The organism is Brevibacillus sp. MER 51, assembly GCF_023714195.1.
GTDB lineage: Bacteria > Bacillota > Bacilli > Brevibacillales > Brevibacillaceae > Brevibacillus.
Genome location: NZ_JAMAUS010000063.1, coordinates 1 through 441, shown reverse-complemented (window position 1 = coordinate 441; position 441 = coordinate 1). Strand labels below are relative to the sequence as shown.

Sequence of the window (441 nt, the reverse complement as noted above, 5' to 3'; positions counted from 1 at the left end):
ATATATAAACAACGCGCCCGCAGAATGCTAAGGTTCTTCTCTGATTTTTGCGAAACATTCATGCATCAAATTGTCATACAAAGCGCTATGCTTATCCTCGATATTTCGCGCACCACCACAAGGAGTGGAACATGTCATCTGCACCCACTGACACCCATAAAACGTTTCTGGCTGACCTGGCGCGCCTGGTTGGCCCTTCGCATCTGCTGACCGACCCGGCAAAAACCCAGCGCTACCGCAAAGGCTTCCGCTCCGGTCAGGGCGAGGCCCTGGCGGTTGTCTTTCCCGGTACCCTGCTGGAGCTCTGGCGCGTGCTCAACGCCTGCGTAGACGCCGATAAAATTATTCTGATGCAGGCGGCCAACACCGGCCTGACCGAAGGTTCGACCCCCAACGGCAATGATTACGATCGCGAGATCGTGATTATCAGCACCCTGCGCC

The 441-nt window shown here is 55.3% G+C and carries 1 pseudogene; it reads left to right on the top strand.

The window, feature by feature from the left end:
* Positions 1-131: 131 nt before the first annotated feature.
* Positions 132-441, top strand: a pseudogene (locus M3630_RS30635) (hypothetical protein); the annotation flags it as partial.